General features: G+C 72.7%; 24 protein-coding genes. 5 read left to right on the top strand and 19 right to left on the bottom strand.

Annotated features, from left to right (window positions below):
• Positions 1-165: 165 nt before the first annotated feature.
• On the top strand, positions 166-1,593 hold the full coding sequence (locus LZ495_RS12130; protein WP_235052127.1) for an alkaline phosphatase PhoX: 1,428 nt from the start codon (positions 166-168) through the stop codon (positions 1,591-1,593).
• A 39-nt stretch (positions 1,594-1,632) separates the two neighbouring features.
• Here the strand turns inward: LZ495_RS12130 and LZ495_RS43965 are convergent, their stop codons facing one another.
• Complete coding sequence (locus tag LZ495_RS43965; protein WP_268822665.1) at positions 1,633-2,520, bottom strand: IclR family transcriptional regulator; 888 nt, start codon at positions 2,518-2,520, stop codon at positions 1,633-1,635.
• 126 nt (positions 2,521-2,646) lie between these two features.
• On the opposite strand from LZ495_RS43965, the gene LZ495_RS12120 reads away from it, so the two are divergent.
• A complete protein-coding gene (locus LZ495_RS12120) occupies positions 2,647-3,429 on the top strand; it encodes an SDR family oxidoreductase (RefSeq protein WP_235052126.1) in 783 nt (260 codons plus the stop codon).
• Positions 3,430-3,519: 90 nt separating this feature from the next.
• Here the strand turns inward: LZ495_RS12120 and LZ495_RS12115 are convergent, their stop codons facing one another.
• The gene (locus LZ495_RS12115) at positions 3,520-3,870 is read right to left on the bottom strand and encodes a PRC-barrel domain-containing protein (protein WP_235052125.1); all 351 of its coding nucleotides are present in this window, start codon (positions 3,868-3,870) and stop codon (positions 3,520-3,522) included.
• Positions 3,871-4,191: 321 nt separating this feature from the next.
• Here LZ495_RS12115 and LZ495_RS12110 point away from each other — a divergent pair, with 321 nt between their 5' ends.
• Positions 4,192-5,037, top strand: a complete 846-nt coding sequence (locus LZ495_RS12110; protein WP_235052124.1) for a sigma-70 family RNA polymerase sigma factor — start codon at positions 4,192-4,194, stop codon at positions 5,035-5,037.
• Positions 5,038-5,116: 79 nt separating this feature from the next.
• Here the strand turns inward: LZ495_RS12110 and LZ495_RS12105 are convergent, their stop codons facing one another.
• The 17 genes from LZ495_RS12105 to LZ495_RS12025 form a co-directional block, all read right to left on the bottom strand.
• Positions 5,117-5,758: a sigma-70 family RNA polymerase sigma factor gene (locus LZ495_RS12105; RefSeq protein ID WP_235052123.1), complete on the bottom strand. Its 642-nt coding sequence runs from the start codon at positions 5,756-5,758 to the stop codon at positions 5,117-5,119.
• 200 nt (positions 5,759-5,958) lie between these two features.
• Entirely contained in the window at positions 5,959-7,002 is a 1,044-nt protein-coding gene (locus LZ495_RS12100; protein ID WP_235052122.1) for an alpha/beta hydrolase, read from the bottom strand.
• Positions 7,003-7,108: 106 nt separating this feature from the next.
• Positions 7,109-7,840: an ABC transporter ATP-binding protein gene (locus LZ495_RS12095; protein WP_235052121.1), complete on the bottom strand. Its 732-nt coding sequence runs from the start codon at positions 7,838-7,840 to the stop codon at positions 7,109-7,111.
• The gene (locus LZ495_RS12090; protein ID WP_235052120.1) at positions 7,833-8,588 is read right to left on the bottom strand and encodes an ABC transporter ATP-binding protein; all 756 of its coding nucleotides are present in this window, start codon (positions 8,586-8,588) and stop codon (positions 7,833-7,835) included. Before LZ495_RS12090 ends, LZ495_RS12095 begins: the two co-directional genes overlap by 8 nt.
• Positions 8,585-9,610 carry a branched-chain amino acid ABC transporter permease gene (locus LZ495_RS12085; RefSeq protein ID WP_235052119.1) on the bottom strand — a complete coding sequence of 342 codons (1,026 nt, stop codon included), beginning with the start codon at positions 9,608-9,610 and terminating at the stop codon, positions 8,585-8,587. The genes LZ495_RS12090 and LZ495_RS12085 overlap by 4 nt, the downstream gene beginning before the upstream one ends.
• Entirely contained in the window at positions 9,607-10,470 is an 864-nt protein-coding gene (locus LZ495_RS12080; RefSeq protein WP_235052118.1) for a branched-chain amino acid ABC transporter permease, read from the bottom strand. The genes LZ495_RS12085 and LZ495_RS12080 overlap by 4 nt, the downstream gene beginning before the upstream one ends.
• A gap of 10 nt (positions 10,471-10,480) precedes the next feature.
• Positions 10,481-11,734, bottom strand: a complete 1,254-nt coding sequence (locus LZ495_RS12075; protein WP_235052117.1) for an ABC transporter substrate-binding protein — start codon at positions 11,732-11,734, stop codon at positions 10,481-10,483.
• Positions 11,735-11,851: 117 nt separating this feature from the next.
• Entirely contained in the window at positions 11,852-12,643 is a 792-nt protein-coding gene (locus LZ495_RS12070) for a maleate cis-trans isomerase family protein (RefSeq protein ID WP_372498557.1), read from the bottom strand.
• Between the two features lie 19 nt (positions 12,644-12,662).
• The gene (locus tag LZ495_RS12065; protein ID WP_235052116.1) at positions 12,663-13,142 is read right to left on the bottom strand and encodes a MarR family winged helix-turn-helix transcriptional regulator; all 480 of its coding nucleotides are present in this window, start codon (positions 13,140-13,142) and stop codon (positions 12,663-12,665) included.
• 65 nt (positions 13,143-13,207) lie between these two features.
• Positions 13,208-14,104, bottom strand: coding sequence for an alpha/beta fold hydrolase (locus LZ495_RS12060; protein WP_235052115.1), 897 nt, complete (start codon positions 14,102-14,104; stop codon positions 13,208-13,210).
• A complete protein-coding gene (locus tag LZ495_RS12055) occupies positions 14,101-14,883 on the bottom strand; it encodes an isochorismatase family protein (RefSeq protein WP_235052308.1) in 783 nt (260 codons plus the stop codon). Before LZ495_RS12055 ends, LZ495_RS12060 begins: the two co-directional genes overlap by 4 nt.
• A 5-nt stretch (positions 14,884-14,888) precedes the next feature.
• Positions 14,889-15,725, bottom strand: a complete 837-nt coding sequence (locus LZ495_RS12050; RefSeq protein ID WP_235052114.1) for an SRPBCC family protein — start codon at positions 15,723-15,725, stop codon at positions 14,889-14,891.
• The gene (locus LZ495_RS12045; protein WP_235052113.1) at positions 15,725-16,228 is read right to left on the bottom strand and encodes a (2Fe-2S)-binding protein; all 504 of its coding nucleotides are present in this window, start codon (positions 16,226-16,228) and stop codon (positions 15,725-15,727) included. The genes LZ495_RS12050 and LZ495_RS12045 overlap by 1 nt, the downstream gene beginning before the upstream one ends.
• Complete coding sequence (locus LZ495_RS12040; protein ID WP_235052112.1) at positions 16,225-18,627, bottom strand: xanthine dehydrogenase family protein molybdopterin-binding subunit; 2,403 nt, start codon at positions 18,625-18,627, stop codon at positions 16,225-16,227. The genes LZ495_RS12045 and LZ495_RS12040 overlap by 4 nt, the downstream gene beginning before the upstream one ends.
• Positions 18,624-19,499 carry an FAD binding domain-containing protein gene (locus LZ495_RS12035; protein WP_235052111.1) on the bottom strand — a complete coding sequence of 292 codons (876 nt, stop codon included), beginning with the start codon at positions 19,497-19,499 and terminating at the stop codon, positions 18,624-18,626. Before LZ495_RS12035 ends, LZ495_RS12040 begins: the two co-directional genes overlap by 4 nt.
• Before the next feature lie 85 nt (positions 19,500-19,584).
• The gene (locus LZ495_RS12030) at positions 19,585-20,856 is read right to left on the bottom strand and encodes an FAD-dependent monooxygenase (RefSeq protein WP_235052110.1); all 1,272 of its coding nucleotides are present in this window, start codon (positions 20,854-20,856) and stop codon (positions 19,585-19,587) included.
• A 25-nt stretch (positions 20,857-20,881) separates the two neighbouring features.
• On the bottom strand, positions 20,882-21,910 hold the full coding sequence (locus LZ495_RS12025) for a 2,5-dihydroxypyridine 5,6-dioxygenase NicX family protein (RefSeq protein ID WP_235052109.1): 1,029 nt from the start codon (positions 21,908-21,910) through the stop codon (positions 20,882-20,884).
• Positions 21,911-22,357: 447 nt separating this feature from the next.
• Between LZ495_RS12025 and LZ495_RS12020 the strand changes: the two genes are divergently transcribed.
• Positions 22,358-23,446 (top strand): Lrp/AsnC family transcriptional regulator, encoded by a 1,089-nt coding sequence (locus LZ495_RS12020; protein ID WP_235052108.1) that lies wholly within the window; start codon positions 22,358-22,360, stop codon positions 23,444-23,446.
• Positions 23,447-23,630: 184 nt separating this feature from the next.
• Complete coding sequence (locus LZ495_RS12015) at positions 23,631-25,190, top strand: ABC transporter substrate-binding protein (RefSeq protein ID WP_235052107.1); 1,560 nt, start codon at positions 23,631-23,633, stop codon at positions 25,188-25,190.
• Positions 25,191-25,192 lie beyond the last annotated feature (2 nt).

Raw genomic sequence — 25,192 nt, 5'->3', positions numbered from 1 at the left:
TCCCAACGATCGGCTTCCACGACCGCGGACACGGCGCGCCAATATCTCGAAACAGTAACTTACCTTCCGCTTACTAGGTTTCTGCTGTTGGTTGAGCGTTGCCCTCCGGTGCCGAGCAGGCGCCGCCGTCCTTCCCCTTGTCCTTCCGTCCCTCGGAGGCGGCCCATGGAACGACGTTCATTCCTCACCCGCAGCGCGGCGGTCACCGGTGCCGCCCTCGTCGCGGGTCCCTTCCAAGGCCTGGTCGCGCACGCCGACTCGGGCGGCGCGCGGCGCGGCCCCGGGTTCGGCGCGCTGCGGCCGGTGCCGGACGGCACCGACGGCGTGGTGCGCCTGCAGCTGCCGAAAGGATTCACTTACCGCAGTTTCGGGGTGGCCGGCGAGACCATGAGCGACGGCGTGCCGACCCCGGGCCGGCACGACGGCATGGCCGCCTTCCCCGGCCGGCACGGCGGCACGGTCCTCGTCCGCAATCACGAAGTGCCGGGCATCTCCCCGGCGTTCGGCAACACCGCGGACGCCTACGACGCGTCCTGCGGGGGCGGCACGACCACCCTCACGCTGGACCGCCGCGGCCGCCTGGTGGACCACCGGGTCAGCCTCAACGGCACCGTCATGAACTGCTCGGGCGGGCCGATGCCCTGGGGCGCCTGGGTGACCTGCGAGGAGTCGGTGGACGGCCCCGAGGTCGTCTCGCCGTTCCCCGGCCAGGACAACACCAAGCTGACCCGCAAGCACGGCTACCTCTTCGAGGTGCCGCTGGACCGCAAGGCGAAGCGCGAGCCCATCCGCAACGCCGGGCGGTTCCAGCACGAGGCCGCGGCGTTCGACCCGGTGTCCGGCGCGGTGTTCCTCACCGAGGACAACTTCGTGGCCCCGTGCGGCTTCTACCGCTACCTCCCGCCGGTGCACCCGATGAAGGCCGGCCGCCTGCTCGACGGCGGCAAGCTGCAGATGCTGGCGGTCCGCGGGAAGCCCAACGCCGCGCTGCAGCTCGGCCACGAGCGCGGCACGACGTACGACGTGGACTGGGTCGACATCCCGAACCCCGACCCGTCGTTCGCCCCCGGCACCAGCTGGTTCGTGGCCTCGGCCGCGGTCAGCTCGCAGGGGCTGGCCGCCGGGGCCGCGATGTTCTCGCGGCTCGAAGGCGCCACGTACTGCAACGGCACGGTCTACTTCTGCTCCACCCAGGGCGGCGCTACCGCACCCGGCGACGAGCTGCCGCCGGTGCCGTACCCGCGCTTCGGCGAAGGCCGGGGCCAGGTCTGGGCGTACGACGTGCGCCGGAAGCGGCTGCGCCTGGTGTACGAGTCGCCGCACTCGCAGGTCCTCGACCTGCCGGACAACATCGCGTGCTCGCCGAGCGGCACGCTCATCCTGTGCGAGGACGGCGACGGCGACAACTACCTGCGCGGGGTGACCACTTCAGGGGCGCTGTACGACCTCGCGAAGCTGGTCGTCGGGGCGGGCGACGACGACGCGGAGTTCGCGGGTGCGACGTTCTCCGCGGACGGCGAGACGATGTTCGTGAACATGCAGGCGCTGGTCGGCCGCACGTTCGCGATCCGCGGCCCCTGGGACCGCTGCTGACCCCGGCCGCGGCCGGCTGAAGGGGCGGCTGGGCCGGGGTCACACCCGGCCCAGCTCCCGTCCCGCAGCCGCCGTGGCGGCCAGCAGAGCCGCCGCCCACACGCGGCATTCCGCGACGGTCACGCACGACCGGGTGGCCAGCACCGTGAGGCTGTAGCGCTGCACGCCGTGCCGGTCGTACACCGGTGCCGCGATGCCGGACACCGGGACCGGCTCCCCCGGCTCCCCGGGCAGCCCGGTGGCGAACTCGGCCCAGTCCGCGGGCGGCATGCGGCGGCGCAGCTCGGCCAGCACCGGCCTTGGCAGGCCTGCCACTTCGAGGTTGGCCAGGATGATGTTCTGGGTCGGCGCGGCACCGCTCCGCCGCTCGACCAGGTAGCCGCTCCGGCGCGCCGCGCGGACCAGCGCCCAGGTCTCCTCCTCGGCGGCCGCGATCGGCACCAGCGGCGGGCGGGCCAGCCACGCCCGCACCGAATCGTCGTCGCGCCAGGCCACGTTGGCGATGCCCAGCGGCGGCACGAACGGGAAGTGCTCGCCGACCAGGTCCCGGCTGCCGGCCAGCGCGGGCCGGCCCTGCCGGTCCACCACCACGATCCGGTCGCCGTGCACCGCGGCCAGGATGCACGGCCGGCCGAGCACTTCGTGCAGTTCCCGGACATGCGGCCGGACCAGGTCCAGCGCCGCGATGCCGGTCTCCGCGGCCCAGCCGAGCCGCAGCAGCGCGGGGCCGAGGCCGTACGCCTTGGAGGCGTCCCGGGTCACGTACTCCGCTTCCGCCAGGGCCGCCAGGATGCCCAGGCAGGTCGGCTTGCTCAGCCCGAGGCGCTCGGCGACCTGGGTGAGCGTCAGACGCCGGTGCGGGTTCTCGCCCAGCAACCCGAGGACCTGCACCACGCGGTGCGTAGGCGGCGACTGACGTTCCGTCATGGCCGACTCGGGCCCGCCTCTTGAGGGTTCGGCCAGGCTGTGCTTACCTGCACGCCATCGCACGCCCTCGAATTCGGCATTCCACATGTGTACCAGGGCGCGTCAGCCCGGAGAAGAGGCCCGCCTGTGCTCCTCGCCGACAAGACCGTCATCGTGTCCGGGACCGGCCCCGGACTCGGCCGCGAGATCGCGCTGGCCGCGATGCGCGAAGGCGCCAACGTGGTTCTCGGCGCCCGCAACGCGGACCGGCTGGCGGAAATAGCCGACGAAGTCGACCCCACCGGTGCCCGCGTCGTGTGGCAGCCCACCGACATCACCGACCATGCGCAGACCGAGGCGCTGGCCGCACTCGCGGTCAAACGGTTCGGCACCATCGACGCGCTGGTCAACTGCGCCGCGCTGGACACTGTCGCGGGAGGTCTGGAGCAGACCTCGTGGGACGACCTGCGCGCGGTCCTGGAGACCAACCTGGTGGGCAGCCTGGCGATGACCAAGGCCGCGATGCCCGCGCTGCGGCGCGACGGCGGCGCGGTGGTCTTCGTCGGCTCGCAGGTGGACATGAAGGTGGTCGTCGACCACCCGCAACTGGCCTACGCCGCCTCGAAGGCCGGGCTGCGCACCGCCGCGCACTATCTGGCGCAGGAGTACGGCCCGGACCGGGTGCGCGTCAACACCGTGTCGCCGGGGTGGATGCTCGGGCCGCCGGTCGAGGCGTACTTGGGGTACATGTCCGCGGCGCAGCAGGTCTCGCGCGAGGCGGTCCTCGCCGACCTCGAGCAGAAGATGGCGCTGCCGTATCTGGCCAGCGACGGGGACACCGCCGAAGCGGTCGTCTTCCTGGCCTCGGACCGGGCGCGCGGCATCACCGGCCAGACGCTGCTGGTGAATGCGGGCGAATACATGCGCTGAACGGCCGTACGGGCACGGCGGCTTGCCGGGCCGGCGCGGCGAAGTGCCCCGGTGCGCGGTCGGCGCACCGGGGCACTCCTTCGGGCGGCGTCACATGGCGCGGCGGCCGTAGTGCTCCTCGACCAGCCGCTGGTATCCGGAGTCGCCCATGTGCTTGTCGCGGTCGAACTCCGGGGCGCTCTCGATCTGGGACTTGCTCGCCTCGACGTAGACGCGCTTGTCCTCCACGTCGATGCTGGAGATCATCCCGGCCGGGAGCAGCACGTGCTTCCCGAAGATCCAGACGCCGGTGTCGACCACCAGGCAGGAAGCCCCGACTTCGTCGCTGTACTTGTCGATCTTGCCGATGTGCCCGTCGAGGGCCTCGACCTTGAAGCCGATGAGGTCCATGCCGGTCTGGTAGCCGGTCTCCGGGCGGTAGCCCCAGGTGTCCTCGGGCATGGTCGTGTCTCCTTCGGTTGCCTATGGCGTCTCTGCCGCCGGGTCCGCCGGCCGGAGGGGCCGACCGGAAGTCCCGGCACCGGCGCGCTACCCCGAAGCCTTGGGGGCATTCGGCGATCCGGCCGCAAGGAGCGGAACGCAAGCCTCCGGAGGCAAACGGGATTGCCCTCGGCGAATCGTGGTAGCCATGAGAAGACATGCCGTTCGGCGGCGGTGCGCGGACCTCGCGCGGCGCGGCCGGCGGCTCCTGCGGTATGGGTCGAGCAGCGGCCCTCCCGGCACTTCGGCGGCCCTTGGGACCGCCTGCTTGTGGAGGCCTCGATGCCGAATGTCACCGCGCTTGCCCCGAAGACCCGCTCCCACCCCTCCGAAACCGGAGGCGCTGCGGGCGAGCCCGGCCCGGATACCACCGGCGCGCAGATCCGCGAACGCAGCGAAGCGCTGTTCCGGCGCATGCAGATGCTGTCCCCGGGCAGCCCGCGGCACCGCACGCTGCGCAACGAGATCGTCGAGCTGAACCTCAACCTGGCCGCGGTGGTGTGCAACCGCTACCGGCGCCGCCCCGACCTGCGCGAAGACCTGCGCCAAGTGGCGGTGGTGGGCCTGATCAAGGCGGTGGACGGCTACCGGCCGGGCCGCGGCAACGGCTTCCTGGCGTACGCGATGCCGACGATCTCCGGCGAGGTCAAGCGCTACTTCCGGGACCACACCTGGCAGTTGCACGTACGGCGCGGCGAGCAGGAGCTGTTCCTCGCGGTGGTCAAGGCCCGCGACGAACTCGGTGCCGCGCTGGGCCGCGATCCGTCCGACCAGGACATCGCCGAGCGGCTCGGCATCTCCGAGGAGCAGGTGCGGAAGGGCATCGCGCTCGGCGACGCGCACCGCATCACGTCGCTGGACCGCACCCTGCGGCCGGACGCCCCGGACACCGCGCACGCGGTGCACGGCGGCGAGGACCCCGCGCTGGAGCTGACCGAGAATCTGGTGGCGCTGCGCCCGCTGATCGCGCAACTCCCGGCCCGGGACCGGCAGATCCTGGCGCTGCGGTTCTGCGACGACATGACCCAGTCGGAGATCGGCGAGGTCGTCGGGCTGTCGCAGATGCACGTCTCCCGGCTGCTCACCCGCACATGCGCCCGGCTGCGCGACGGCCTCATGGCCGGCTGACGCGCGGCACCGGCGCAGCCCGAAGGGGTGCGCCGCCGGGCCGCCCCCGGCCCGGCACCGCATCTCTTCGTTCCGCGGATCAGGCCACCACGCGCCCGTCGTCGGGCACGCCGCGGCGCAGCGTCCGCCGCATGGCGTGCTCCATCAGCAGCCCGCGCAGCCGCCGCCGGCCCTGGAACAGCCGGGTCATCACGATGCTGCGCGGCACCTCGGTGATCTCCGCGATCTCCTGGTACGAGTAGCCTTCGACGTCCGCGAAGTACAGCGCGACGCGCAGCTCGGCAGGCAGCGCGGCGAACGCATCGACCAGGGCCGCATCGGACAGCTGCTTGAACGCGGCGATCTCCGAGCTGCGCCAGTAGTGCCCGTCGGGCGCATCGAGCAGCGCCACCTCGCGCGCGCTGTCGTCGTGCCGGTAGGAGTTCTCCCACACGTTGTTCTGCATCCGGAACAGGAACGCGGCGAGGTCCGCATCGCAGCTGATCCGGTCGAAGACCCGGTAGGCGCGCACGTAGGTCTCCTGGACGAGGTCTTCCGCCTCGGTCCGGTTGCCGGTCATCCGCAGCCCGGCCGCGTAGAGCCGGTTCAGATGCGCGACCGCATCGCGCTCGAAGCGCGCGTCGCGCTCCTCCCTGGTCTCCCGTCCGGCGGCCGCCGGACGGCCGGTTGTATCGCCTTGCCCGGTGTCCTGTTCTGCAGGGCGCCTGTGTCGCGCAGCCATTGTTTCTCCCCTGGTTCGGTAGCACCTCCACCTTCCGGCCCGCGGGGTACGGCGATCAACGACGGATTCCACAACGCTCAATGCATCTGACTTAACGATAGGCAGGGGCTAATGATCACCCTGGCCGGGGCTCGCGGTCGAGCTGGTGGCCGGGCCCGCGCGGTGTCGGCATGCACCGCGCGGGCCCGGCCGGTCGGGGGTCAGGGCCGGCCGGCCCCGATGGCGGACATCAGCATGGGGAAGGCGTCGACGAGCCCGCGCCGGAAGTACGGGCTGGTATGCGTGCCGGGTCCGCTCCGGACGGTCAGGTCCAGGTGCAGCCGGCGGGCCCGGTCCGCGAACATCTGCGACATCGTGCCGCACAGCCGCTCGATGTCGTCGACCTTGGTGCCCGCGGCGTCCAGCGGCCCGGGCTGCCCGGTGCCCCACGAGGCGAACAGGCGTACCCCGCGCAGCAGGTAGGCCAGGTCGTACGGGTTGAACGCGGCCCACAGGTGCCGCTGCGCCACCGGGTCGCCCCAGAGCGCGGTCGGGTCGGCGCCGGAGAAGCCGACGAACTTGGTGATGATGCCGGGGCCGGACAGGTCGCCGGATTCCATGGCGGTGTGCAGGACGCCGCTGAACGACGCGGCGGCCCGGAACATCCCCGGGTTGCGGGCCGCGTAGGTGAACGCGCCCTGCCCGCCCATGGACAGCCCGGCTGCGGCGCGCTGCGGGCCGGCCCGGTAATCGCGTTCCAGGAGGCGGCGCAGCTCGCGGGTGTGGAAGACCTCCCAGGCCGGGGTCCCCCACGCCCCGTGGTTCCACCAGTTCGAGTAGTAGCTGGTGGCGCCGCCTTCCGGCATGACGACCAGGACGCCGGTGTCCCCGACGATGTCGCGGACGCCGTAGCGGGTCCAGGCTGTCTGGTCGCTGAACGCGCCGTGCAGGAGGTAGAGGACCGGCCACGTGCGCCGGGCGGTGCGGTCCCATCCGGGCGGGAGCAGGAGGCGCACCTTGGCGGTGCGGCCGAGCGCCGCGGAGTCGACGGTCAGGTCGAGGGTGCGGGCGTCCAGGCGCTGTTCGGCCACCACGGTGGCGGGACGGGTGAAGCCCGGCGTGGTGCCGGGTGCAGTGCCGGGTACTGCGCCGGACGGGCCGGCCGCGGGGGCGGCGGCTGCCGCGGTGCCGGACAGCAGCATCGCGGCGGGTCCGGCGGCCGCGGCGGCGGCCAGGACGGATCTGCGGGGCAGGGGTCGGTGCACGGTGGAGCCTCTCGTACTCGAAGGCACAGGGATCCGGGGGGCTGAGCGGCTTCGGGAAGCCGCCGGGTAATGCGGCCGGTCCGGCGGGTCGCGCCGGACCGGCCGGTCAGGCGGACGGCGCGGTAGATGGGGCGCCGCCGACTGCCAGGAGTTCGCGCAGCGCTGCGGTGTCGGTGCGGAGTTCCTGGGGCTTGTCGGTGGTGTGCACGACGTGGCCGCGTTCCAGGACGAGCGCGCGGTCGACGCGGCGCAGCGCGAAGTCGACCTTCTGCTCGACGAGGATCGCGGACGTGCCGCGGCCGCGGAGTTCGTCGACCACGTCGCCGACCCGGGCCACGGTCTGCGGGTCGAGGCCCTCGGTGGGCTCGTCGAGCAGGACGAGGCTGCCGTTGCCGACCAGGGCGCGGCCCAGGGCCAGCATCTGCTGCTGGCCGCCGGAGAGCAGCCCGGCGGACAGGCCGAAGCGCTCGCCGAGGACCGGGAAGCGGTCCACCACGTCGTCGATGGTCCAGGGCTCGGGTGCGGTGCCGCGGCGCACCGCGACCTTGAGGTTCTCCTTCACGGTCAGCGACGGGAAGATGCGGTGCCCTTGCGGCACCAGGGCCATGCCCGCGCGGGCGATGCGCTCGGCCGGGGCGCCGCCGATCCGGCGGCCCCGGAACTCGATCGTCCCGCGCCGCGGTCTGAGCAGGCCGGCGATGGTGTGCACCAGCGTCGTCTTGCCCATGCCGTTGCGGCCCAGGATGCCGAGCACTTCGCCCTCGCCGACGGTCAGCGAGACGCCCTGCAGGACGTGGCTCGCGCCGTAGTAGGTGTGCACGTCACGGAGTTCAAGCATCGGCTGCCTCCCCGAGGTACGCCTCGAGCACGCGGTTGTCGGTGGCCACCTCGTCCGGGGTGCCGGCGGCGATGACCCGGCCCTGCTGCAGCACGCTGACCTGGTCGGACAGCGTGAACGCGACCTCCATGTCGTGTTCGATCATGACCACGGTGATGGTGCGCGGCAGGGCCGCGACCAGGCCGGTGAGCTTGCGGGCGTCCGCGGGCGAGAGGCCCGCGGTGGGCTCGTCCAGGAGCAGCACCTGCGGGTTCCGCGACATCGCCAGGGCGATCTCCAGGATCCGCTGCTGCCCGTAGGCGAGTTCGCGCACCAGCCGGTCGCCGAAGTCGCCCAGGTCCCACTGGGCGAGGACGGCATCGGCCTCGGCGGCGAGCGTGCCGACCGAGCCGAGCGGCCGCCAGAACACCCGGTGCGCGGACGACTGCGCCGCCAAGGTGAGCTGGACGTTCTCGCGCACCGTCAACTCGTCCAGCAGGTCCGTGAGTTGGAAGGTGCGGGCGAGTCCGAGCCGGGCCCTGCGGTGGGCCGGGACGCGGGTCACGTCGCGGCCCAGCAGGGTGACCGTGCCCGAGGTCGGGCGCAGTTGCCCGGCGAGCAGGTTGAACAGCGTGGACTTGCCCGCGCCGTTCGGCCCGATCAGGGCCCGGCGTTCCCCCGCGGGGACCGCGAGGGTGATGTCGTCGTTGGCGCGGAACGTCCCGAACTGCATGGTCAGGTTGCGGCCCGCGATGGCGTAGTCGGTCATGCGGGTGCCTCCGCCGGGAGTTCGGTGCGGTCCTTGGGTGCCGCGGCCGGCGCCGCCGCCGGGCCGGCCCGGAGGTCCTTGGCCCGGCGGACCGCCCAGCCCGCGCGGCCGAGCACGCCGTCCGCGAGGAACAGCGCGGTGGCGATGTAGACGATGCCGAGCACGGTCATCCACCGGTCGGTGTAGGTGCTGACCCACACCTCGAGCCCGGTCACCATGACGGCGCCCAGGAACGGTCCGAGGAAGTGCCGGGCGCCGCCCAGGATGGCGAACACCAGCACCTCGGCGCTGATCTGCCAGTGCATGTTCGCGGTGGACACCGAGCCCTGGAGGTAGACCTCCATGACGCCGGCCACCGCCGCGAAGGCGCCCGAGACGGTGAACGCGATGATCCGCAGCCGCCCGGTGCGGTAGCCGGTGGCGCTCATGCGCGCCTCGCTCTCCCGCACGCCGACCACCGACATGCCCAGCGGGGACCGCTGGTACATCCACAGCAGCGCGACGCAGACCGCGACGACGCCGAGGCTGAGCCAGTAGAACCCGTCGCCTTCCCGGACCGCGGACGGCAGGCCGTCGCGCGAGATGCTCGGGATGCCGTTGTCGCCGCCGGTCCATTCGGTCTGGTAGAACGCCAGGCCGGCGATGGCCTGGGCCAGCGCGAGGGTGAGCAGCAGCAGGTAGATGCCGCGCACCCGCAGGCACATGATCCCGAACACCGCGGCGGCCGCCGCGCCGAGCACGATGGCGACCGGCAGGACCACCAGCGGCGGCCAGTCCCAGCGGGTGACGCCGATGCCGACCGAGTAGCCGCCGATGCCGTAGAACGCAGCGTGCCCGAGCGAGGCCATCCCGCCGAACCCGAAGACCGCGTTGTACGCCGTGGCGAACAGGCCGAGGAGCAGCATGCGGGTGGCCACGAACGTGTAGAAGGAGTCGGTGAGGAAGGGCAGCAGGACCAGCCCCGCGACGGCCGCCAGGCCGGCGGCGAGGGCGGTCAGGCGCCCGGTGGACAGTCCCCTCATCGGAACACCGCCTTGCCGAACAGGCCGCTCGGGCGCACCGCGAGGAGCGCGGCGACCGACGCGTACAGGGTGAACAGCGCCCATTCGGGGAACCAGACCTTGCCGTACTGGTCCACCAGGCCGACGATGAACGCGGCCGTCAGGGCGCCGCCGATCGAGCCGAGGCCGCCGACGACGACCACGATGAGGGCGAGCAGCAGCACCTCGAATCCGCTCTCCGGGGCGAGCGAGGTGAACGCGCCGCCCCAGACCCCGGCGAAGGCGGCGAGCCCGGTGCCGCAGCCGAAGACGAGCAGGAACACCAGCGGGACGCGGATGCCGACCGCGCGGGCGATCTCCTCGTCGTCCACCGCGGCCCGCACCTTCGCGCCGGTCGGGGTGTACTTGAGCAGCGCGCCGACGACCAGCGCGAGGCCGATCGCGACGCCGATCATGACCAGCCGGAACTTCGGGAAGATCCAGTCGCCGATGGTGACCGGGCCTTCGAGGCCGGGCGGGGTGGGCGGCGCGACCGGGTCGCCGCCGTAGTTGGCCAGGATCTGGTCGCCGATGATGTACGCGACGCCCAGGGTCAGGACGATCTGCGGGAGTTCGCGGCCCGCGAGGCGGTGCAGGAACGCCCGTTCGACGATCATCCCGCCGATCGCCGCGGCCACCACGCCGGCCAGCAGCGCCAGCCAGTAGTCGGTGCCGTCGGTGGCCAGGTCGTAGGCGAGGTATCCGCCGATGAGGTAGAAGGCGCCATGCGCGAGGTTGACCGTGCGCATGAGGCCGAACGTGATGGTCAGACCGCTGGCGACCAGGAACAGCAGGGATCCGTAGGCCAGTCCGTTGACCGAGTGGGTGAGCCAGGTCAGCACGCCGCGCCCCTCACTTGGACCACGAGCCCTTGAGCTTCTCGTAGCCCGGGAAACCGAGGTACGTGGCCGGGTCGTAGGTGCCGAACTGCGAGACGTTGGGGACGCTGGTGAGGATCGAGTTGACCCGCTTGCCGTCCTTCTCCTCGACCTTGCGGATGTAGACCGGGTAGACGGCCTGGCCGTAGGCGTCGAAGGAGAGCGGGCCGCGCGGCGCCTCGATCTTGACGCCCGCGAGGGCGGCGCGGATCTTGTCGGGGGTCGGGTCGCTGTCGATCGTCGCGAGCGCGGCCTCCAGCGTCATGCCGGCCGCCCAGCCGTCCTCGAGGTACTGGTTGCCGCCCTTGTCGGCGGCGTCGAGCAGGGCCTTGTTCTGCGGCGAGTCGATCTGCGGCGTGTAGTGCAGCGACGAGATGACGCCGTCGGCGCTGGAGCCCTCGGTGGCCAGGATGGTCTCGTCGACGGTCGCACCGTGCGCGACGATCGGGAGCTTCACGCCGAAGTCGCGGTACGCCTTGAGCAGCCGCACGCCGTCCTGGCCGGGGGCGACGACGTAGACGACGTCGGCGTCCTTCTTGACCTGGTTGACGTACGGGCCCCAGTCCTGGGTGCCGAGCGGGGCGTAGATCTCCTGGACGACCTGGCAGCCGGCGTCCTCGTAGGTGCGCGCGAACCCGCCCGCGGCCTCCCAGCCGAAGGAGTAGTCCAGGCCGAGCACGACGGCCTTCTGCTTGCCCATGTCCTTGCAGGTGTACGGGCCGAGCGGCATCGAGTCCTGCGAGCTCGTGTAGGAGAGCCGGAAGGTGTTGCCGTTCTGCTTGCGGGTCAGGCCGTCCGCGCCGGCGACAGTGATGAGGAGCGGCACCTTGGCGGTGTCCTCCATGTACGGCGCCACCGCGTACGCGATCGCCGAGTTGACCAGGCCGATGACTATCTGGGCCTTGTCCTGCTCGACCAACTGCCGGGCCTTCGTGGTGCCTTGCGCGGCGTCGGTGCCCTCGTCGGCCTTGGCGACCTTGATGGCGTAGCCGGACAGCACGCCGCCCTTGCTCTTGAGGTACGCCTCGAAACCGGCGTTGACGTCCGTGCCGAGTGCCGCGAACGGGCCGGTGGCCGGGTTGAGCAGGCCGACCGTGACGCTGCCCTTGCTGCCGGTGGCCTTGCTGTCCCCGTCCGGGGCGCCCTTCGCGGACGGGTCCTTGCCGCCGCAGGCCGCGACGAGCAGGAGGACCGCGCCGGCCGCGGCGGCCGCCCTCACCTTTGCCATGTCAAATTGCATGAGTCACTCCGATGCTTGCGAGAATCTCCGTATTTCGGGCATTTCGCCTGACCGAGGGTGTGCTGCATCGCCCCGCGCCCTGTACGCGGGGTCACGGGCGCGGGGTCAGGCCCCGGCAGGCACCGGGTAGCGGCCGGTCAGCAGTTCGCCGGCTCCGGGCACGGCGGTCTCCAGGCCGAGTTCGGCGAGCAGGCAGTAGGCGGTGGCCGCCGCCGCGGACAGCACCGGCATGCCGACGGCTTCCTGGACCTCCGGCAGCACCGGCAGCGACGGCATCTGCACGCACGCCGACAGCACCAGGGCGTCCGCCCGGGAGAGGTCCAACTTGCCCACGTGGCCGAGCAGGTCGCGCGGGTCGAGGCGGGCCACCGCGATGTTGTCCGGCACTTCGAGGCTGAGCGTGTCCACGACCTCGGTGCCGGCGTCCTCCAGGTACTCCGCGACCAGGGCGGTCAGCGGCTTCATGTACGGCGTGACGATCGCGACGCGCCGCGCACCGAGCGCCTTGATGCCGGTGATCAGCGCGCCCGCGCTGGACACCACCGGGGCGGCGACGCCTTCCTCGCGCAGCACGCCGGTGATCTCGTCCTCGGCCGTGCAGTGGTAGCCGGGGCCCTGCGCCATGATCGCGACCAGGCACGCGGTGGCGACCGCGTCCGGCCGCGCATCGGCGAGTTCGGCGGCGGCCCGGCGGGTCTGCGCGTTCATGCCGCGCAGTTCCTCCGGGGTGACGTGCTTCATGCGCATGCGGCTGCTGTGGAACACGAAGCGCTCATCGGGGAACAGCGCTTCGCGGGCCCGCATCATGCGCGGCAGCTCGGTCTCCATCGTGAGGTTCGAGCTGGGGACGATCAGTCCGACGTGGTGGTCCTTCGGGTGCTGCGGGTGGTCCGTCACGCGTACTCCAGTGCGGCGGCTACAAAGCCTCGGTCAGGCCCTCCCAGTGACCTGCGAGGGCAGCCAGCGACGTCATCAACTGCTCGCGCTGCTCGGCGTCGAACGGCTCCAGGAGCCGCTCGTCGAGCGCCCGCGCGCGCAGGTTGGCCTCGTGCAGAGACCGCTCACCTTCCTCGGTGAGGTAGAGCAACTTGCGGCGGCCGTCGTCGGCCGCGGTCTTGCGGACGATCAGTCCGCGCGTCTCCAGGCGCCGCGCGACGTCCGCCATGGTCGAGGTGTCCAGGGCGACCGCCGAGGCCAGCGACCGCTGGTCCCGTCCGGGGCCCGCGTCCACCGCGGTGAGGACCGCGAACTGCGGTCCGGTGAGCACCGGGTCGACCGACCGGACCCAGGCCGCGAGGTACGCCTGGTAGAGGCGCCGGACCTGGTAGCCGGGGGCCGCGACGAGGGCGGCGGGCGGCGCGGGAGCGGACGGTGCGGGCGCGGTCTGATCAGCCATGCGCCCATTTGAGCACGCCGCTCCGCGGCTCCGCGGTGCACCTCGCCCACGCCCCTTCCCCGAGGTCAGCGGGTCAGGTCGCGCAGCGCGTCGCGCAGCGCGCCGAGAGCGGCGGGCGGGTTGTCCCAGAACACCATGTGGCCGGCGTCCGGCACCTCGGCGTAGACCGCCCCGGGGTTGGCCGCGGCGGCTTCCGCGGCACCCGCCGCGGTCACCACCGGGCTGTCCGCGCCGCGCACGAACACCGCAGGCGCCGGCACCTCGGGCCACCAGCGGAAGAAGTCCTCCGCCTCGAACCCGCGGTGCGTGGCGGCCACCGCCTCCGTGCCGCAGCTCGCCAGCCAGCGGGCCCGCAGCTCCTGTTCCGGGCGCGGCCACCGCGGCCAGGCCCGGGCCACCTCGTCGGCGTCCGTACCGCGCTGCGCCTCGGCGAGCTGGCCCAGGAACGCCGCCGCGGTGGTCGGGTACGGGTCCCGGCCGGGCCCGCTGAGCGGCGGGTCGACCAGCACCGTGCCGCCCAGCGGGGTCTTGCCGCGGACCGCGGCGGCCGCCGCCACGCGGGCGCCGAGCGAGTGGCCGACCAGGACCGGCCGGTCCAGGCCCAGCCCCGCCACGACCGCCTCGGCGTCCTCGGCGTAGTCCTCCAGCGTGTAGGAGGCGCCCGTATCGGACAGCCCGCGGCCGCGCTGGTCGAGCACCACCGGGCGGTAGGGGCCGACGAGTTCGCGGACCGCGAAGTCCATGCCGACGGCCGGCATCGTGATGCCGGGCAGCACCAGGAGCGGGACGCCGTCGCCGCCGTAGTCCAGGACGTGCAGCCGCAGCGCGCCGGAGCGCACCCAGCGGCTGGTCGCCGGGACCGCGGCCAGGTCGGCGAGTGCCGCCTGCGGCAGCACCCGCTCCGGGGCCACCGGGGCCACCGGGGCCGCAGGAGTCCCGAAGCCGGAATTCTGCGCGGTCATCGTGCCCCTCCCCGCTGCCGGGCGCCCGCGATCGGCCGCGCCGCGCCGGACGCCCTGCGCGATCCCGCGCCTGCGGGCCCGTCCGGGCGTCCGCCGATGCTGCGCAGGTACGCCACCGCCTGGTCGAGCCCGACGACGTCGCCGTACTTGGCCTGGATGTCGAAGAGCGCCGCGTCGTGCGGGCCGCGGGCCCGGTCCCCCGCGCATTCCGCGGGGAGCATGACCGCGAAGCCGGACTGCACGGCGTCCACCGCGGTGGCCCGCACGCAGCCGCTGGTCGTGGCGCCGCACAGCACCGCGGTGTCACAGCCGAGACCGGACAGCAGCGCGGCCAGCGAGGTGCCGAAGAACGCCGATGCGCCCTTCTTGAGCACCAGGTGGTCGCCGTCCTCCCGCGGGAGGCGCGGGTCCAGCGCGACCGCGGCGGAGCCTTCGCGCAGGCTCCGCAGGCCGGGGGCCTTGCGCAGCCACGCCACCGCGTCGCCGTCCGCTTCGGCGGCCGTGTACGAGATCGCGGTGAAGACCACCGGGGCGCCGGCGAAGCGTGCCGCGTCGATGAGTTCGGTGGTGGCCGCGACCACGTCGGTCAGGTCGGTCCCGGTCGGGAAGCCGTCCTCGGTGAAGCCCCGGGTGAGGTCCACCACGACCACCGCGGGGCGGACGCCCACTCCGGCGGCGGCACCGAACCCGGCCCGGTCGTACACGATTTCGGTGGGCGACCCGTACAGGCCGGCCGTGTCGGCGGGGCCGATCCCGCCGATGCTCTCCAATGCGCCCATGGCGGTCACGCCTTTCCTTGTGCCCGGAGCTGCCGCAGCTGCCGCTCGACGCTCACCAGGCGGCCGAGGAGCCAGCCTTCGAACAGGCCGAAGGCGAAGGCACCGACGATCGGCGCGTATTTGGCGACCGCGGGGCCGCCGAGCAGCGCGAGCCCGTCGAGTTCGGGTCCGGCGACCGGCTGGAACGCCGGTGTGCCGGAGGACGACACGGGATGTCCGCCCGCATCGGCATGGGCGGCGGCCGGTCCTGTACGTACCGTCCCCACAGCCGCAAGGTGCCGGCCGCCGTCCCCCGTCCCGTCCCCCAAGACCCCCGAGTCCCCGGCCCCCGTGCCTCCCCCCGTCCCACCCCGCGCCGACGCCGCCGTGGTGGCGTTCGGCAGCGCCGGTGCGGGGTCCCCCCCTTCCAGCAGGCCGCCCAGGTTGCGGGCGAACTGCCGGAGGATCCGGTCCGACACGGCGGTGATGGCGCCCTTGCCGAACTGCGCGATCTTGCCGCGGATGACCAGGTCGGTGACCAGCTCCAGGCGGGCCCCGGCGGGGTCGTCGCGGACTTCGAGCGTGACCTCGGCCTCGGCGTCGCCGCTGCCGTGCGTGTCGGTGCCCTTGGCCTGGACACGCAGCGTGCGCTGCGCGGGGTCGACCTCCAGGAAGCGCACCGTCCCGGCGTACGCCGCGGTCACCGGTCCGACCTTGACCTTCACTCCGCCGTGCCAGGCCTCCCCGTCACGCCCCTGGAGCACCGCTCCGGGCATGCACGTGGCGACCCGCTCGACGTCGTTGATCAGTGCGAAGACCGCGTCGGGCGCGGCCGCGACCGGCACTGTGCTGGTGAACCGCATCACTTCTCCTTCAGGCGCCGGGCGGCGCAGTGGCCGATGGCCTCGGCAATGGGCTGGTAGCCGGTGCACCGGCACAGGTTGGCGGCGACGACCTCGCGGATCTCGTCGGGCTCGGGGTCCGGGCATTCGGCCAGGAACCCTTCCGCGAGCATCAGGAACCCCGGGGTGCAGAAGCCGCATTGCAGGGCGTGGTGCTCGGTGAAGGACTGCTGCAGGTCCCCGAGTCCGCCGCAGCCGTCGCCGAGCGATTCGACGGTGCGCAGTGCGGTGCCCTCGGCCTGGGCGGCGAACATCAGGCAGGCGCGGACCGGCTTGCCGTCGGCGAGCACCGTGCAGGCGCCGCAGATGCCGTGTTCGCAGCCGACGTGCGTGCCGGTCAGGCCGAGGTCGTGGCGGAGCACGTCGACGAGGGTGCGGCGCGGTTCGACGAGGATCTCGTGCTGTTCGCCGTTGACGTCCAGCGTGATCAGCAGGTGGTTCTCTCGCGAGGAAGTGTCCGTCATGGGCGGCTCTCCAGGGCGCGCTGCACCGTCTCGGGGGTGATGGGGGTGCTGTCGAGTTCGACGCCGGTCGGGGCCAGGGCGTCGTTGACCGCGTTGAGGACGGCGGCCGGGGCGCCGATGGTGCCGCCTTCGCCCGCGCCCTTGGCCCCGGTCGTGGTGAACAGGCAGGGGGTTTCCAGGTGGTGGATGGCGACGTCCGGGATCTCCCAGGCGGTCGGCACCTTGTAGTCCATGAAGCTGGTCGCGGACGGTTCGCCCTGGGCGTCGTAGGTGATCTGCTCGAACAGCGCGCCGGCGATGCCCTGCGCGATGCCGCCGCGGCACTGGCCCTCGACCACTTGCGGGTTGACCGCGACGCCGCAGTCCTCGACGCAGACGTACCGCAGGATCTCGACGCGGCCGGTGCCTTCGTGGAGTTCGACGACGACGCCGTGCGTGGCGTTGGAGAAGGTGCCGTCGTCGAAGACGTCGAAGCTCGCGGTCGCGGACAGGCCGGGTTCGATGCCGTCGGGCAGCAGGTTGGAGCGCAGGTAGGCGGCTTCGGCGATGCGCTCGTACGAGACCGTGCGCTCGGGCTCGGCACGCAGCCGCACGCAGCCCGCGCCCAGTTCGGCGTCCTCGGGCTTGGCGTCCATGAGGTGGGCGCCGAGGGCGACCAGCTTGGCGCCGAGCTTCGCGGCGGCGCGCTGCACGGCGCTGCCGCCGACCACGATGGACCGGCTGGCGAACGTGCCCCACCCGTAGGTGATGCGTTCGGTGTCGCCCTGGTGGATGCGGACCTTGCCGAGGTCGACGTGCAGTTCGTCGGCGACGATCTGGGCCATCGTGGTCTCGTGGCTCTGCCCGTGGTTCTGGGTGCCGGTGGTGACGGTGAGCGCGCCGGTGGTGTCCATCCGGACTTCGGAGATGTCGAAGCCGGGCACGACCTGCATCTTGCGGGCCGCGAAGGCGGTGGATCCGTAGCCGGTGCGCTCGCTGAAGCACGAGTAGCCGATGCCGAGGTGGCGGCCTTCGGCGGCGGCCTGCTCCTTGGCGGCGTACCAGCCTTCGTCGTGCAGGACCTTGGCGCACAGGTCGAGGGATTCGAGGTAGGAGCCGGGGTCGTAGGTGATGTTGTTGACGCCGGTGTAGGGGAACTCGGTGATGACGTTGCGGCGCCGGATCTCGACCGCGTCGATGCCGAGTTCGCGGGCGGCGCGCTCCATGAGGCGTTCGACGACCATGACGTACTGCGGGCGGCTGACACCGCGGTACGGGGCGGTCGGGGCCTTGTTGGTGGTGACCGCGCGGCCGCGGACCCGGTACGCGGGGACCTTGTAGACGCTCGGCATCTCGGCGGAGGCCATGAGCGGCTCGATGCCCGCGGTGAACGGGTAGCAGGAGTAGGCGCCCATGTCGCACACGACGTCGGCGTCGAGGGCGAGGATGGTGCCGTCGGCGGCGAACGCGGCGCGCACGTCGTAGCGCTGCTCGCGGGCCAGGAAGGACGCGGTGAGCGCGTCCTTGCGGTCCTCGATCCACTTGACCGGGCGGCCCAGCCGGAGTGCGGCGGCCGCGGCGGCGATCTCCTCGCGGCCGACCACGCACTTCTGGCCGAAGCCGCCGCCCATGTCGGGGACGACCACGCGGACCGCGCGCTCGTCCAGGCCGAGGCAGGCGGCCGCCACGGTGCGGACCTGGTGCGGGGTCTGGGTGCAGGTGTGCAGGACGAGTTGGTCTTCCTTGGCGTCCCAGGCGGCGACCGCGCCGCGGGTCTCCAGCGGCAGCGCGTTCTGCCGGCCGGTGGTGGTGTGCACCTCGACCACGCAGGGTGCGGCGGCGAAGACGTCGTCGATGCCCTCGGTGGCGAACATGGCGACGTCGACGAGGGTGTTGCGGGCGGCCGCGTCGTGCACGAGGGGCGCGCCGGGGGCCAGGGCGGCGGTGTCGGAGACGACCGGGGGGAGGATGTCGTACCGGACCTTGGCGGCCTCGATGCCGTCTTCGGCCGCGTACGCGTCGCGCGCCACCACGATGGCGAGCGGCTCGCCGACGTAGCGGACCCGGTCGCGGGCCAGGATGGGCATGTCGGTCGGCACGAACTCGTGCAGCGGCCGGTCCAGGCGGGCCGCGATGTCCGCGAGGCCGAGGTCGGCGGCATCGAAGACGGCCACCACGCCCGGGACTTCGCGGATCCCGTCGAGGTCCAGCTCGGCGATCCGGGCGTGTGCGACCGTGCTGCGCACGAACTGGGCGTGCAGCATGCCGGGCAGCGCGATGTCGTCCACGAAGCGGCCGCGCCCGGTGAGGAGGCGGGGGTCTTCGCGGCGGCGTACGGACCGGCCGACGAGGCGGTCGCCTTCGGGGCTGCCGTGGGTGCCGTGCGGCGCGGGCGCGGGGTGCGGCGCGGTGGGGCTCATCGGGAGATCGCCTCCTCGCAGGCGCGGCGGATCAGGGTGCGGATGAGGGTGCGCCGGTAGTCGGCGCTGCCGTTCATGTCGGACGGCGGGTCGGCGGCCTCGGCGGCGCGGTCCGCGCAGGCGGCGAACAGCGCGGCGCGGTCGGGGCCGCCTGTGGCCAGGACCTCTTCGGCTTCCGGGATGCGCAGCGGTGCGGGGGCGACGCCACCGAGCGCGACGCGGCCCGCGACGACGGCTCCGGCATCGTCGACGTCCAGGTCGACGGCCGCCGAGACGATGGCGAAGTCGCCGCGCCGCTCCGCGAATTCGGCCAATGCGGCATGCGGCGCGGGACGCGGGAAGCGGATCTCGGCGAGGACCTCGTCGGCTTCCAGGGCGGTGGTGTAGAAGCCGTGGAAGAACTCGGCCGCGGGGATGGTGCGTTCGCCGTGCGGTCCGACGGCGGTGATCTCGGCGTCGAGCAGGAGGGCGAGCAGGCACCATTCGGCGGTGGAGTCGCCGTGCGCGAGGCTGCCGCCGACCGTGCCGCGGGTGCGGATCGGCAGGTGGCCGATCCACGGCATGGCGTCGCGCAGCACCGCGAAGTCCCGGCCGAGGACCGCCTCGGCGGCGGTCTCGACGGTGTGGTGGGTGGTGAGCGCGCCGATGCGCAGGCCGCCGGTGCCGTCCGGGCGCAGGTAGGCCAGTTCGGCAAGGCCCCCGATGTCCACGAGATGGCCGGGGCGGGCCAGCCGGAAGTTCATCATCGGGATCAGGCTCTGGCCGCCGGCCAGCAGCTTGGCGTCCTCACCGCGTTCCGCGAGTTCGGCGAGGAGCCGGGCGGCGCCGGCCACGTCGCGGGCGCGGTGGTAGGCGAACGAGGCAGGCTTCATGAGGCTCCTCCTCCTTTCCGGGTCGGACGGGGTGCGGGGGTGGTACTGCTGGTTCGATTCAGCGGGCGATGCGGGAGCATCCGCATCACCGCGCGAACTGGTAGGCGAAAGCGCCGAGGTCGGGGTCGTCGAGCGGGGTGCCGGACCACAGCCAGTCGTACGACAGGTCCGACTCCCCGGTGAACCCGCGCCGCAACTTCTCGTCGCGGTCGCGCTGTTCGGGCCCGTCGGGCAGGTGGTAGAGGGCCATGTTGCGCACCGAGGCCTCCTGCACCATGCCCGCGTGCTTGGCACGCCGGTCGACGTACCGGCGCAGCGCGGTCTCCGCACCGTCCGCGGTCACCCGGCCCAACTCCTCGGCCAGCACGGCCGCGTCCTCCATGGCCTGGGAGGCGCCCTGGGCCTGGTAGGGCAGCATGGCGTGGCACGAGTCGCCGAGCAGCGCGATGCGGCCGTCCATCCAGACCGGGTCGCGGCGCCGGTGGTAGAGCGCGAAGCACGCGACGTCGTCCTTGGCCTTGGAGAGCATGGCCGGCACCCGGTCGTCCCAGCCGGCGAAGGCGTCGACGAGGTCCTGCGCGGTGGACGGGACGGTCCACTGCTCGGCGACCTCGTCGGTGCACGGCACGCAGCCGACCACGTTGAGGAACTCGCCGCCGCGGATCATGTAGTGCACGAGATGCCGGTCCGGGCCGTACCAGATGGTGCTCTGGTAGCGGTCCACGAGCCAGCGGGTGGCCGGGTCGGCGGCGATCGAGTCGCCGGGGATGAGCGCCCGGAAGGCCATCTCGCCGGAGAACCGCAGGGTGTCCTCGGCGCCCATCAGGTCGCGGACCGCGGAGCGGATGCCGTCCGCACCGATCAGCACGTCGGCCTCGTGGCGCTTGCCGTCCGCGGTGAGCGCCGCGGGCCGCTTCGGGTTGCCGCGGTCCAGGCCGACCACGCGGCTGTCGGTGCGCAGTTCGACGACCGGTCCGGCGCCGTCCGGGTCCGTGCAGGCGTCCATGATGACGCGGTGCAGGTCGGCGCGGTGGTAGTGCCAGTAGGGCGCGTTGTAGGTGCGCGTGCAGAAGTCGCCGAGCGGAGTGAGGCCGATGATGCTGCCGTCCGCCCAGCGCCGCCGGACCTGGTCGAGCGGCTCGGTGCGGATGGCCTCCATCTGCTCGCGCAGTCCGAGGCCGAGCAGGATGCGGCTGGCGTTCGGCGCGGTCTGGATGCCCGCACCGATCTCGCCCAGCTGGGCCGCCTGTTCGAGCACGGTCACGCGCAGGCCGCGTTGGCGCAGGGCCAGCGCGGCGGTCAGCCCGCCGAGTCCGCCGCCGACGACGGTGACTTCGTACGACTGGGTGGAGGCCACGGTTCTTTGTCTCCTTATGCGTTGTTCAGGCGGGGAGCTTGCCGTCGACGACGACGTCGGCGCCGTCCACGGTCACGGTGCAGCCGCGCATGGCGATGTCGAGGTGCGCGTAGGACTCGCGGCCGAGCACCGGGTGCGGTCCGGTGGACCACAGGAAGTTCCCGGCGAATGCGCGTGCGTCCATGCCCATCAGGTCGCCCTTGCCGTACATCGCGGTGGCGAACCAGTCGGCGGTGCGCATGAGGCCCCAGCCCATGTGCGAGAGGCTGCGCCCCCACGGGTCGGCGGCGTCCGCGAAGAAGGTCGTGAGCAGGTGCGCCTCGGCGCCGCCCGCGATGTCCTCGATGCGGCCGTCCGCGACGGTCAGCGTGACCGGGTCGCGGACGTACTCCTTGAAGGGCAGCAGGATGTCGCCGGGGGCGAGCACGATACGGCCGTTGCTGATCTCCGGCCAGCACAGCACCATCGTGCTGGGCCAGTGGTCCCAGCGGCCCGGGTCGTCCGCGAAGCCGCACTGGAACTCGGGTTTGGCTCCGGCGAGTTGCACTTCCAGGTCGGTGCCGGCCGCGGACCGCACGTGCATGGCCGAGGCCGACTTGAGCAGGTCGACGCCCTTGAGCACGTCCTCCTTGTCGGAGGCCTTGGGCAGGTTGCGGATCAGCACGTCCGGGGCGTCGCAGACGAAGATGATGCGGGTCCCGCTGCGCAGGATCTCCTGCTGCACGGGGGCGTGGATGAAGCCCTCGGAGGTGAGGTCGACGACCAGGTCGGCGGACTTGAGCAGGTCCTGGGCGGCCCGGTCGTTGAGCACCGACACCAGGCCGGGGCCGGCCCCGGTGTGCGTGCTGGGCATCGGCGCGGGGCTGCCGCCGGGGACCGTGGCGGCGATGACGTGCGCGCCGCAGGCCTTCGCGGCGCCGAACGCGGCGGCGACGTAATCGCCGCGGCTGGCCGGTTCGGCCAGCACCACGACGTGCTCGCCGGGGACGAGCTTGCACAGCTTCAGCTCGGCGGTGAAGGCGTCGAGCAGGTCGGCGGAGGAAAGATCGAACACGGTGCCGCTCCAAGGCTGGGGTGGACTTCCGCGCCCTGCTCCCCCGCGGACCCGGGCAGGCCTGGGCAGGCCCGAGCAGGTCGGTGCAGGTGGGACGGGGTACGGGAGTCGCGGGATCCGTGGGGTGGGCGGGCCGGGGAGGCTCTGCGGGCAGCGCAAGGCAGCACAGGGCACAGCACGGCCGTCGGTACTTGAGCCGGGCGGCGGGCCGCCCGACGGAGATAATCCGAACACGTACTATCTCCGTCGTGCAAGGCCTTGCGGCCGAGTTAACCGGGATGTTTCATTCCGAGCGGAGCCAACCGGTCCGGTTGTTCTGCGGCCCCGTCCGGCGTCGAGGTGACGGAATCGGCCACGTTCATGGCCTGGCGGCTGCCCTTTGCGACACGGTTCCCTGGGAGGCGAGCCAGGGTCCTGTGCAGGATTCCCACGATCCAGGGGCACCCCATGCAAACTTCCCGCACCGCCTACGCCGCGGACGGCGACATCGACCGCTCCGCCGGCGCCGACGCCGACGAGCTCGACCTGGTCCTGATCAACGCACTCCAACTGCGGCCGCGCGCCACCTGGACCGAGCTGGCCCCGGTCCTCCGCGTCGACGCGGTCACCCTCGCCCGCCGCTGGCGCCGTCTCGTCCGGGACGGCTGCGCGTGGGTCACCTGCTACCCGCGGCCCGGCCACATCGGCGATGCGAACGGCGGCCTCGCCTTGGTCGAGATCGACGTGCGCCGGGGTGCGTTGGACGAGGTCGCGGCCCGCCTCGCGGACGACCCGTACGCGGTCTCGGTGGAGCGCATGACCGGCGGCCGCGACCTGCTCGTGTCGCTCATGACCTCGCGCGTCGAGATCCTCCTCGACTACGTGCAGCGCCGCTTCACCGCGATCCCCGGCATCACCGCCACCCGCACCCACCTGGTCACCCACATGTACGCCGAGGGGAGCGGCTGGCGGCTGCGCTCCCTGGATGCCGCGCAGCGCGCCGCACTCGGCCCGCCGGCTCCGCGCAGCCGCCCCGCGCCGGGCGGCCTCGGCCCGGCCGACCCGGACCTGATCGTGGCGCTCGGCGAGGACGGCCGCGCCTCGCACACCGAACTCGCCGCGCACACCGGGAGCAGCACCACCACGGTCGCCCGGCGGCTGCAGCGGCTGGTCGCCGCCGACCTGATCCGGCTGCGCTGCGAGGTCGCCCAGCCGCTGTCCGGCTGGCCGATCCGGGCCACGCTGTGGCTGCGCGTACCGCCCGCCGCACTGGACGCCACCGCCCGGCAGCTCGCCGCGCACCCCGGCGTCCGGATGTGCGCCGGGGTGGCCGGCAGCGCCAACCTCATGCTCGTCGCATGGCTGCGGCACGTCGCCGACGTCCCGCGCCTGGAGGTCGAACTCCTGGAGCGCTTCGGGGACATCGCGGTCATGGACCGGGCCGTGACGCTGCGCATGGTGAAGCAGATGGGCCGCATCCTCGACGACCGGGGCCGCGCGGTCCGGCATGTGCCCATGGACCTGTGGGACTTCCCCGCGGCGCGGCGCGCCCGCTGAGCGGGCCGCCGCGGGCGATTTCGGCGTGCGCCGCGGCCCGGCCGGGCGATTCCGGCGGAAGACCGGCTTCCGGGCCGCCGACCTTGATCCTGATCCGCACCAAGGACCGGTGCCCCGCGCGGGCACCGGCCGCGACCGCCGGGGAACAGCCCGGCGGGCTCGTCCCCGTGGAGGAGAGAGTCCGATGACACGAGTCAACCGGCGCTGGGCGGCGGGCGTCTCGACCGCCGCCCTGGTGCTCCTGGTTCCCGCCTGTACGACCGGGGGCACCGGTTCCTCCGGTGACGACGGCCCGTCCGGCGGCGGCAGCACGGTGGTGCGCACCACGTTCACGTCCGACCCCAAGAGCTTCGACCCGGCCAAGGGCGACAACCTGAACGACTACATGGCCGCCCGGGTCCTGTACGACACGCTGGTGCGCCGCGACGACGCCGGCACGATCATCCCGGGCCTGGCGGCCACTTGGACCGTCGCGCCCGACAAGATCGAGTTCAAGCTGCGGGACGGCATCAAGTGCTCGGACGGCACGCCGCTGACCGCCACCGCGGCCGCCGCGTCGCTCAACTACTTCGCGGCCCCGGAGACCAAGGCGCCGGCCGCCAAGCAGGTCTTCGGCACCGGCAAGACCACCGCGACCGGCGACGACGCCGCCAATACGGTGCGCATCGAACTCGACCACCCCTGGGCCGACATGCTCTACGGCCTCGCGATGCCGCAGACCGGCATCGTGTGCGCCGTCAAGGACCCGGCCGCGCTGGCGGCCGGCAAGGCCCCCGGCACCGGCCCGTTCACGCTCGCGGAGAGCCAGCGCGGGGCCACCTACACCTTCACCCGGCGCACCGACTACACGTGGGGCCCGGCATTCTCGAAGATGCCCGAGGGCAAGCCGCCCACCTCGCTGGTCGCCGCGGTGGTGCCCAACGAGAGCACCGCGGCCAACAAGCTCACCACCGGCGACCTGGACCACATCGCGATCACCGGCCCGGACATGGACCGGTTCGGTACCGACTGGGCCTCGACCACGCTGTCCAGCTCGAACCAGTTCATGGTGTTCAACCAGCGCCCCGGGCACCCGGGCGCCGACCCCGAGGTGCGCAAGGCGATCGCCGCGGTGACCGACCGCGTCGCGTTCAACAACGCCTCGACACGCGGCAAGGGCCAGATGCTCACCAGCATCACCGACGCCACCAGCCCGTGCGTGCTCCAGCGGGAGTACGCCGGCCCGGGCATGGACAAGGCCACCGCCGAGGGCATCCTCAAGGGCAAGAAGATCCGCATCCTCGGCCTCAACGTCGTCTCCGGCGGGGCCGGCACCGCATACCTGCAGGCCGCACTCGAAAAGGCCGGGGCCAGCGTCGAGTTGCGCAACGTCGATCTGGCCACCTGGGCCACCGAGTTCATCGGCAACACCGGGCAGTGGGACCTGGGTGTGATGATCAACATCAACCTGTCCGCGACACTCACCACGCCGGGCAGCTTCATGCACGGCGAGGACCCGCCGAAGGGCCGCAACATCGGCGGCACCCAGAACCCGGACTACTCCAAGAACTTCCTGGCCGCGCTGGCCACCACCGACCCGGCCGAGCACTGCGCCCGCTGGACGGACGCGCAGAACGCGCTGATCCAGCGCGTCGACACGGTCCCGCTGTCCACCGTGCCGCAGAAGAACATCTACTCCAAGCGGATCTCCGCGGTCACCCCCGGCGGCTACTCCGACCTGACGCTCCTCTGGGTCAAGGGCTGAGC

Source organism: Yinghuangia soli (genome assembly GCF_021502675.1).
Classification (GTDB): domain Bacteria; phylum Actinomycetota; class Actinomycetes; order Streptomycetales; family Streptomycetaceae; genus Yinghuangia; species Yinghuangia soli.
This window is presented reverse-complemented; position numbering and strand designations above follow the sequence as displayed.

Coding starts and splice junctions, on each gene's coding strand:
- LZ495_RS12060 (WP_235052115.1), bottom strand. CDS start 14,104: ATGACCGCGCAGAATTCCGGCTTCGGGACTCCTGCGGCCCCGGTGGCC.
- LZ495_RS12050 (WP_235052114.1), bottom strand. CDS start 15,725: ATGCGGTTCACCAGCACAGTGCCGGTCGCGGCCGCGCCCGACGCGGTC.
- LZ495_RS12090 (WP_235052120.1), bottom strand. CDS start 8,588: ATGACCGACTACGCCATCGCGGGCCGCAACCTGACCATGCAGTTCGGG.
- LZ495_RS12130 (WP_235052127.1), top strand. CDS start 166: ATGGAACGACGTTCATTCCTCACCCGCAGCGCGGCGGTCACCGGTGCC.
- LZ495_RS12085 (WP_235052119.1), bottom strand. CDS start 9,610: ATGAGGGGACTGTCCACCGGGCGCCTGACCGCCCTCGCCGCCGGCCTG.
- LZ495_RS12020 (WP_235052108.1), top strand. CDS start 22,358: ATGCAAACTTCCCGCACCGCCTACGCCGCGGACGGCGACATCGACCGC.
- LZ495_RS12095 (WP_235052121.1), bottom strand. CDS start 7,840: ATGCTTGAACTCCGTGACGTGCACACCTACTACGGCGCGAGCCACGTC.
- LZ495_RS12040 (WP_235052112.1), bottom strand. CDS start 18,627: ATGAGCCCCACCGCGCCGCACCCCGCGCCCGCGCCGCACGGCACCCAC.
- LZ495_RS12115 (WP_235052125.1), bottom strand. CDS start 3,870: ATGCCCGAGGACACCTGGGGCTACCGCCCGGAGACCGGCTACCAGACC.
- LZ495_RS12055 (WP_235052308.1), bottom strand. CDS start 14,883: ATGGGCGCATTGGAGAGCATCGGCGGGATCGGCCCCGCCGACACGGCC.
- LZ495_RS12045 (WP_235052113.1), bottom strand. CDS start 16,228: ATGACGGACACTTCCTCGCGAGAGAACCACCTGCTGATCACGCTGGAC.
- LZ495_RS12075 (WP_235052117.1), bottom strand. CDS start 11,734: ATGGCAAAGGTGAGGGCGGCCGCCGCGGCCGGCGCGGTCCTCCTGCTC.
- LZ495_RS12015 (WP_235052107.1), top strand. CDS start 23,631: ATGACACGAGTCAACCGGCGCTGGGCGGCGGGCGTCTCGACCGCCGCC.
- LZ495_RS12065 (WP_235052116.1), bottom strand. CDS start 13,142: ATGGCTGATCAGACCGCGCCCGCACCGTCCGCTCCCGCGCCGCCCGCC.
- LZ495_RS43965 (WP_268822665.1), bottom strand. CDS start 2,520: ATGACGGAACGTCAGTCGCCGCCTACGCACCGCGTGGTGCAGGTCCTC.
- LZ495_RS12110 (WP_235052124.1), top strand. CDS start 4,192: ATGCCGAATGTCACCGCGCTTGCCCCGAAGACCCGCTCCCACCCCTCC.
- LZ495_RS12035 (WP_235052111.1), bottom strand. CDS start 19,499: ATGAAGCCTGCCTCGTTCGCCTACCACCGCGCCCGCGACGTGGCCGGC.
- LZ495_RS12105 (WP_235052123.1), bottom strand. CDS start 5,758: ATGGCTGCGCGACACAGGCGCCCTGCAGAACAGGACACCGGGCAAGGC.